A 6,150-nucleotide genomic window follows, 5' to 3' on the forward strand; every position below is an offset into this window, starting at 1 on the left:
CCCCTACCCCAGCCCCCACCGGACCCGCACACCCCCACGCACCCCTGTCGCCCCTGTGGCCCCTGTGGCCCCTGTGGCCCGGCATCATGAAACGCATGCGTGCTGCTCGGCTGATCAAGATGGTGTTGCTGCTTCAGTCCCGGCCCTCCATGACCGCCGCTGAACTCGCCCGCGAGCTGGAGGTGTCCGAACGGACCGTCACGCGGGACGCCCAGGCGTTGTCGGAGGCGGGGGTGCCGGTGTACGCGGATCGGGGGCGGGCCGGTGGGTATCGGCTGATCGGCGGGTACCGGACGCGGCTGACGGGGCTGGCCCGGAGCGAGGCAGAGGCGCTGTTCCTCAGCGGTGTGCCGGGGGCGCTGCGGGAGATGGGGTTGGAGGACGCGGCCTCCGCCGCCCGGCTGAAGGTCTCGGCCGCCTTGTTGCCCTCCCTCAGCGATGCCTCCCGTACGGCCTCCCAGCGGTTCCACCTCGACGCGCCGAGCTGGTTCAAGGAGCCGAAGACCCCTGAGCTGCTGCCCGCCGTGGCGGAAGCCGTGTGGGACGACCGCCGGATCGTCGCGCGCTACCGCAGGGGCGACACCGAGGTCGAGCGCGAGCTGGAGCCGTACGGTCTCGTCCTCAAGGCCGGCGTCTGGTACCTGTGCGCCCACGTCCCGGACAGGAACTTGGGCACCGGCTCCTTCCGGACCTACCGCATCGACCGCTTCCTCACCGTCGACGCCAACGGCGACCGCTTCACCCGCGACGAGGAGTTCGACCTGCCAACCTACTGGGACGAGCAGGCGGAACGGTTCGCCCGGTCGATCCTGCACGCCGAGGTCGTCGTACGGCTCTCGGCGGAGGGGGTGCGGAGACTCCCGTACGTCGTGGATCCCGTCTCGGCGCGGGACGCCCTGACGGCGGCCGCCGGCGCCGCCGACGGACACGGCCGGACGACCCTCACGCTCCGGGTCGAGTCGCAGGAGGTGGCGCACACCCAGCTCACGGCACTCGGCGCGGAGGTCGAGGTGCTGGCCCCCGAAGGCCTGCGGGAGCGCTTCGCGGGTGAAGCGCGCCGACTCGCCGGGCTGTACGAGACCGCATGAAGCCCCACAGAACGCCACACCGGACATAACAATCCACCGTCCTCCGCGTGCGTCCCACCCTCCCAGGCCCGATGCTGGACCAGTGATGGACGAGACGGAGTTCTGGGAGTTGGTGGACACGGCCCGGGAGGATGCCGAGGGCGATCCCGAGGACCAGGCAGACCTGCTCGTGGAACGCCTCGGCCGGCTGGACCCGGAGGCGGTGCTGGACTTCGCCCGACACTTCGAGTCCCGTTACAACCGCGCGTACACCTGGGACCTTTGGGGCGCCGCCTGGGTGCTGCTCGACGGTGCCAGCGACGACGCGTTCGACTTCTTCCGGTGCTGGCTGATCGGCCAGGGCCGGGAGGTCTTCGAGGGCGCGGTGCACGACCCCGACTCGCTCGCCGGTCTGCTGGACGACTTCGACGAGGAGATCGACGGGGACGGCGAGGAGCTGGGCTACGCCGCGGACGAGGCGTACGAGCAGCTCACCGGCGTGGTCGCCCCGGACCTCGGCATCCCGCCCCCGCCCGGCGAACCCGAGGGCACCGCGCTCGACTTCGAGAACGAGTCCGCGCTCGCGGAACGCTGCCCGAAGCTCTGGTCACGCTTCAGGCCCTAGTTCCGGAGGCGGTTCAGGCGCGCAGCCCGCGGCTCGTCGTACGCGGCAGGTACGCGTACTGCTCGGTGATGTACGGCTGGGCCTGGTGGCGTCGTTCCTTGCCCGGGGCCGGGTGCTCGGGGACCGAGGCTCCGTGCAGGGGCGCGGAGTTGGCGCGGTCCAGCGCGGACGCGGTGACAGCGGACGGGCCGAGCACGACGACGGCGGTCGCGCAGGCCACCGTCCAGGGGCTCCGCAGGGCCGAGGACCAGGACCTCTTCGGGTTGCGGGACGTGTTCTCGGTACGGCTGCTGATCATTTTCCCCACCTCCGGTCGGCGTGACAACGACGAAGTTAGGGCGCGGATCTTGGAGAAGTCTGTGAGGCCACGGCGCGCTGTCTGTGAACCTCATGAGATCCGTCTCAGCAGGATGAGAGCCGTCTGCAAGGGGGCCTAGGACCGGCCCTGGAGGCGTGCCGCCAGCTCTCTGATCGCGGGCAGGCGCTCCGCGAGGGCCGCGCCCGGGCAGCTGGTCATGTAGCCGTCGCTGTGGCCCGCGAGGGTGGGCAGCAGGATGGTGGTGCCGGACGCGTAGCGGCTGAGGCTGTTGCTGGAGGTGAGCCGGACGCTGCCGCGGGGATCGGTGTCGGAGAGGCCGAGTTTCCAGGCGGTGAGGGCGGCGATCGCGTCGGTCATGGCCTGCGGGACGGGGACGCCGGCGGTGAAGGTGCCGAGGGCGGCGATGCCGGTGGTGCGGTGGTTGAAGCCCTGGGTGTGGGCGCCGGTGACGGGGCGGTCGACGCCGCCCGCGCGGCCCTCGTAGATGGTGCCGCAGCGGTCGACGAGGAAGTTGTAGCCGATGTCGTCCCAGTCCTTGGCGCCGGTCTGGCCCGCGTACAGGTAACGGATGATGCGGGGCGCGTCGGCACAGTCGTAGCCGTTCGGCGAGTCCGTGTGGTGGACGAAGACGGCGGCTACCTCGTCGTCGTAGCGGGCGGGCGGCTGGCTGGGCGCGTCCTTCCCCAGCCAGCGGGTCCTGGGCACGATGGGCGGCCGGGGCGCCTGGTGCGGCAGCGCGGGCCGGGCCGCGACCGGTCTGCCCGAGCCGTGTCCCGTACGGTCCACGCCGATCGCGCACAGCACCAGCGCGAGTACGGCCGCCAGCCCGGGCAGACACGCCAGCAGCAGGAGGACGGGCCGCGGCGGGTCCACGCGCTCCCAGGCCGACCGGACGCGGTCGCGGGACCGGCGTAGGTGCTTGTGGAACACGTGCGGGTGTACGTGCGGGCGGATGCGCCGCCGGGACGGGCGTCCGTGCCCCCGGGCGCGCGGGTCCCGGACCGGGTCCGGGGCGCACGGGGGCCGTATGCGGCGGCGCCACACGCGGAGCAGCCGCCGTACCCGCGCCCCCCGTGACCTCCGGAACACACGCATGTCCCCAGAGTCACCCGGATGCGCGCCGGCCGCGATGTGGGGTGGGCCACCCGGTGGAAGCGGAAGGAACCAACGCCGCGGTCCTGGACGTTTTTACGGTTCCAGGCGGATGTGGCGCGGTGGTGGCCGGTTCGCGCGGGCCGGTGTGGTGCCGTGCGGGCGTAGCTGATCACTGCGCCCGCCCCGCGCGTACTACAGGGTCCCTAGAGAGAGGCGGCTGGAGTGGACGTGCTCGACATCCTGCTGATGCTGGTGATCCTGGCCTACGCGGCGTCGGGTTACCATCGCGGCCTGGTCGCGGGATGTGTGTCCCTCGCCGGTTTCGTGGGCGGCGCGGCGATAGGCGTCTGGGTGTTGCCCTGGATGATGGAGCTGGTGGAGGCGGGCACCCCGGCGGCGACGGTCACGGCGGTGCTGACGGTGCTGGTGCCGGGGGTGATCGGGCACGAACTGGCGGGCCGGCTGGCGCTGCGGCTGCGCCGGGAGATCGACCGCAGCCCGCTGCGGGTGGCCGACGGCATAGGCGGGGCGGCGGCCAACACGGTCGCCGTGCTCATCGTGGCGTGGGTGGCCGCCAGCGTCCTCGGGGCCTCCTCGTCCCCGGTGGTGACCAACTCGATCCGTAACTCCGCGCTGCTCGGCGCCGTGCAGAACACCATGCCGGACACCACCCCGGCCTGGTTCTCCGACGCCACCTCCGCGCTCACCGAGGCGGGTTTCCCGCAGGTCTTCAACCCGTTCGAGAACGAGGCGACGGCCGAGGTCGCCAAGCCCTCCGGCGACAGCGTCACCGCGGCCGCGACCGGCGCCGCCAAGCGCAGCACGGTGAAGATCGAGGGTGTCGCGGGCACCCAGGGCCGCGAGGGCAGCGGCTTCGTCTACGCCACCGAGCATGTGATGACCAACGCCCATGTGGTGGCGGGCATCGACGACCCGAGCGTGCGGGTGGGCGGCGTGGGCAAGGCGTACGAGGCGAAGGTCGTGCTGTTCGACCCCGACAAGGACGTGGCGGTCCTCTACGTCCCGGGTCTCAAGGCCCCGTTGCTCCGCTTCGACGACAGCGCCGAGCGCGGTGACGCGGCGGTCGTGGCCGGCTACCCGGAGGACGGCGGCCTCGACCTCCAGGCGGCCACGGTCGCCAGCCGTATCGACGCGACCGGCCGGAACATCTACAACACGGACTCGGTCACCCGCGACATCCACTCCATCCGCTCCACCGTCCGCCCCGGCAACTCCGGCGGGCCCCTCCTCACCACCGACGGCCAGGTCTTCGGCGTCGTCTTCGCCCGTTCCACCTCGGACGCCGAGACGGGTTACGTCCTCACCGTGGACGAGGTCGCCGCCGACGCGGAGCGCGCGGCGAACGCGATGGCGGCGGTGGACACGGGTGACCTGGTGACCTCGTGAGCCGCCCAGGGCTGTCGTACCTCTGGGTGATCAGAGCCGACGGCCCATCAGCACGTCGTCCACGTATGCCCCGTCCAGCAGGAACTCCTCCGGCAGGATCCCCTCCACCACGAAGCCCTCGGACTCGTAGAGCTTCCTGGCCGGGGTGTTGTGGCCGAGGACCCGCAGGGTGAGCCGGCGGGCGCCGCGGCGGCGTGCCTCGTCCTGCGCGGCGCGCAACAGCGCCCGTGCGACGCCCGCTCCGCGCGCCTCGTCGGCGACGGCGAGGCCCTGGATCTGGCGGACATGTGTGTGGCAGGCGAGCGGGGTGGGGCGGCCGAGCCGGAGGTAGCCGACGACGGTGCCGCCGAGTTCGGCGACGAGGTGGTCCTGAGCTCCGTAACGCTCGTTGAAGAACGGCTCGTAGGGCCGTCGGGGTCGCTCCTGGACGGAGTGCAGCGTGGACCAGGTGACGCGGTCGAGTCGGCCGAGCGTGTCCTCGTCGTCCGAGGTCGCGAAGCGTATGTACGGAACGGGCATGGTGGCCACTGTATGGCGGTGCCCGGGCGATCGAAGGGCTGTTGTGCGCCTCTGGGGCCACCGCATCGCCGCAGGCCGGGCAGGATGGGGGCATGACCGTTGAATCGCCCGTTCCGCCCGGTTCTCGTATCGCGATCGCCGGTGCGTCCGGCCTGATCGGTTCGGCGCTGGCCCGCTCCCTCACCGACGACGGCTACGAGGTGCTCCGGCTCGTGCGGCGGGCGCCCCGGGCGCGGGGCGAGGTGCGCTGGGACCCGGACGCGCGGCAGGTCGACGTGGCGGGGCTCGCGGGGTGCGCGGCCGTTGTCAACCTCGCGGGCGCGGGGGTCGCCTCCCGCCGCTGGACGGACGCGTACAGGGCGACGATCCGCAACAGCCGGGTGCTCGGCACCCGGACACTCGCCGAGGCCGCCGCCTCCCTCGACACACCGCCGAGCGTGTTCGTCAACGGCAGCGCGATCGGCTTCTACGGCTTCACGGGCGACCGGGTCGTGGACGAGTCGGCGGAGCCGGGGTCGGAGTTCCTGTCCGCGTTGTGCGTGGAGTGGGAGGGGGCGACCGAGGCCGTGCGGGAGGCCGGGATCCGTACGGCGTTCGCCCGTACGGGGCTGGTGGTGGCCCGGGGCGGGGGCGCCTGGGGTCCGCTGTTCCCGCTGTTCAAAGCCGGGTTGGGCGGGCGGATGGGGAACGGCCGCCAGTACTGGAGCTTCATCTCCCTCCACGACGAGGTCGCCGCCCTGCGCCACCTCCTCTTCACGCCGTCCCTGTCCGGCCCGTTCAACCTGACGGCGCCGGCCCCGCTCACCAACCGCGAGATCACGGCGGCCATGGGCCGGGTCCTGCACCGGCCCACCCTGTTCACCGTGCCCGCCCCCGCGCTCCGGCTCGCTCTCGGCGGGGTCGCCGGCGACGTCCTCGGCAGCACGCGGGCCGTCCCGGCGCGGTTGTTGGAGTCGGGCTTCACGTTCACGTATCCGGAGATCGACGCCGCGATCCGGGCGGCGACGGGGGGTTGAGGGTCGGCGGGGGTTCGTCGTCGGGTGCGGGCCCGGTGGGGGCTTCTCGCGCAGTTCCCCGCGCCCCTTGAGGGCCTACGGCCCTCTCGGGCCGAAAAGCAC

At 72.5% G+C, this 6,150-nt stretch carries 7 protein-coding genes; 4 read left to right on the plus strand and 3 right to left on the minus strand.

All coding sequences use genetic code 11. From position 1 onward, the window contains the following. The first annotated feature begins 95 nt into the window (after positions 1-95). Both ACFU53_RS45805 and ACFU53_RS45810 read left to right on the plus strand, forming a co-directional pair. Positions 96-1,088 (plus strand): helix-turn-helix transcriptional regulator, encoded by a 993-nt coding sequence (locus ACFU53_RS45805; protein WP_384006073.1) that lies wholly within the window; start codon positions 96-98, stop codon positions 1,086-1,088. An 85-nt stretch (positions 1,089-1,173) separates the two neighbouring features. Next, positions 1,174-1,692 carry a DUF4240 domain-containing protein gene (locus ACFU53_RS45810; RefSeq protein ID WP_384006082.1) on the plus strand — a complete coding sequence of 173 codons (519 nt, stop codon included), beginning with the start codon at positions 1,174-1,176 and terminating at the stop codon, positions 1,690-1,692. A gap of 13 nt (positions 1,693-1,705) precedes the next feature. Here the strand turns inward: ACFU53_RS45810 and ACFU53_RS45815 are convergent, their stop codons facing one another. Then, complete coding sequence (locus ACFU53_RS45815) at positions 1,706-1,990, minus strand: hypothetical protein (RefSeq protein WP_384006075.1); 285 nt, start codon at positions 1,988-1,990, stop codon at positions 1,706-1,708. Positions 1,991-2,125: 135 nt separating this feature from the next. Further along, positions 2,126-2,860: a peptidoglycan recognition protein gene (locus ACFU53_RS45820; protein WP_384006084.1), complete on the minus strand. Its 735-nt coding sequence runs from the start codon at positions 2,858-2,860 to the stop codon at positions 2,126-2,128. A gap of 468 nt (positions 2,861-3,328) precedes the next feature. Between ACFU53_RS45820 and ACFU53_RS45825 the strand changes: the two genes are divergently transcribed. Further along, positions 3,329-4,513 (plus strand): MarP family serine protease, encoded by a 1,185-nt coding sequence (locus tag ACFU53_RS45825; protein WP_384006076.1) that lies wholly within the window; start codon positions 3,329-3,331, stop codon positions 4,511-4,513. A 30-nt stretch (positions 4,514-4,543) separates the two neighbouring features. Here the strand turns inward: ACFU53_RS45825 and ACFU53_RS45830 are convergent, their stop codons facing one another. Beyond that, positions 4,544-5,032 carry a GNAT family N-acetyltransferase gene (locus ACFU53_RS45830; protein ID WP_384006078.1) on the minus strand — a complete coding sequence of 163 codons (489 nt, stop codon included), beginning with the start codon at positions 5,030-5,032 and terminating at the stop codon, positions 4,544-4,546. 92 nt (positions 5,033-5,124) lie between these two features. On the opposite strand from ACFU53_RS45830, the gene ACFU53_RS45835 reads away from it, so the two are divergent. Continuing rightward, positions 5,125-6,048 carry a TIGR01777 family oxidoreductase gene (locus ACFU53_RS45835; protein WP_384006080.1) on the plus strand — a complete coding sequence of 308 codons (924 nt, stop codon included), beginning with the start codon at positions 5,125-5,127 and terminating at the stop codon, positions 6,046-6,048. The last annotated feature ends 102 nt before the right edge of the window (positions 6,049-6,150 follow it).

This window comes from Streptomyces sp. NPDC057474 (assembly GCF_042802555.1).
GTDB lineage: Bacteria > Actinomycetota > Actinomycetes > Streptomycetales > Streptomycetaceae > Streptomyces.

What these genes read in the sequence shown, in the direction of transcription:
- ACFU53_RS45835 (WP_384006080.1), top strand. Translation starts at nt 5,125, where the DNA reads ATGACCGTTGAATCGCCCGTTCCGCCCGGTTCTCGTATCGCGATCGCC.
- ACFU53_RS45810 (WP_384006082.1), top strand. Translation starts at nt 1,174, where the DNA reads ATGGACGAGACGGAGTTCTGGGAGTTGGTGGACACGGCCCGGGAGGAT.
- ACFU53_RS45830 (WP_384006078.1), bottom strand. Translation starts at nt 5,032, where the DNA reads ATGCCCGTTCCGTACATACGCTTCGCGACCTCGGACGACGAGGACACG.
- ACFU53_RS45815 (WP_384006075.1), bottom strand. Translation starts at nt 1,990, where the DNA reads ATGATCAGCAGCCGTACCGAGAACACGTCCCGCAACCCGAAGAGGTCC.
- ACFU53_RS45805 (WP_384006073.1), top strand. Translation starts at nt 96, where the DNA reads ATGCGTGCTGCTCGGCTGATCAAGATGGTGTTGCTGCTTCAGTCCCGG.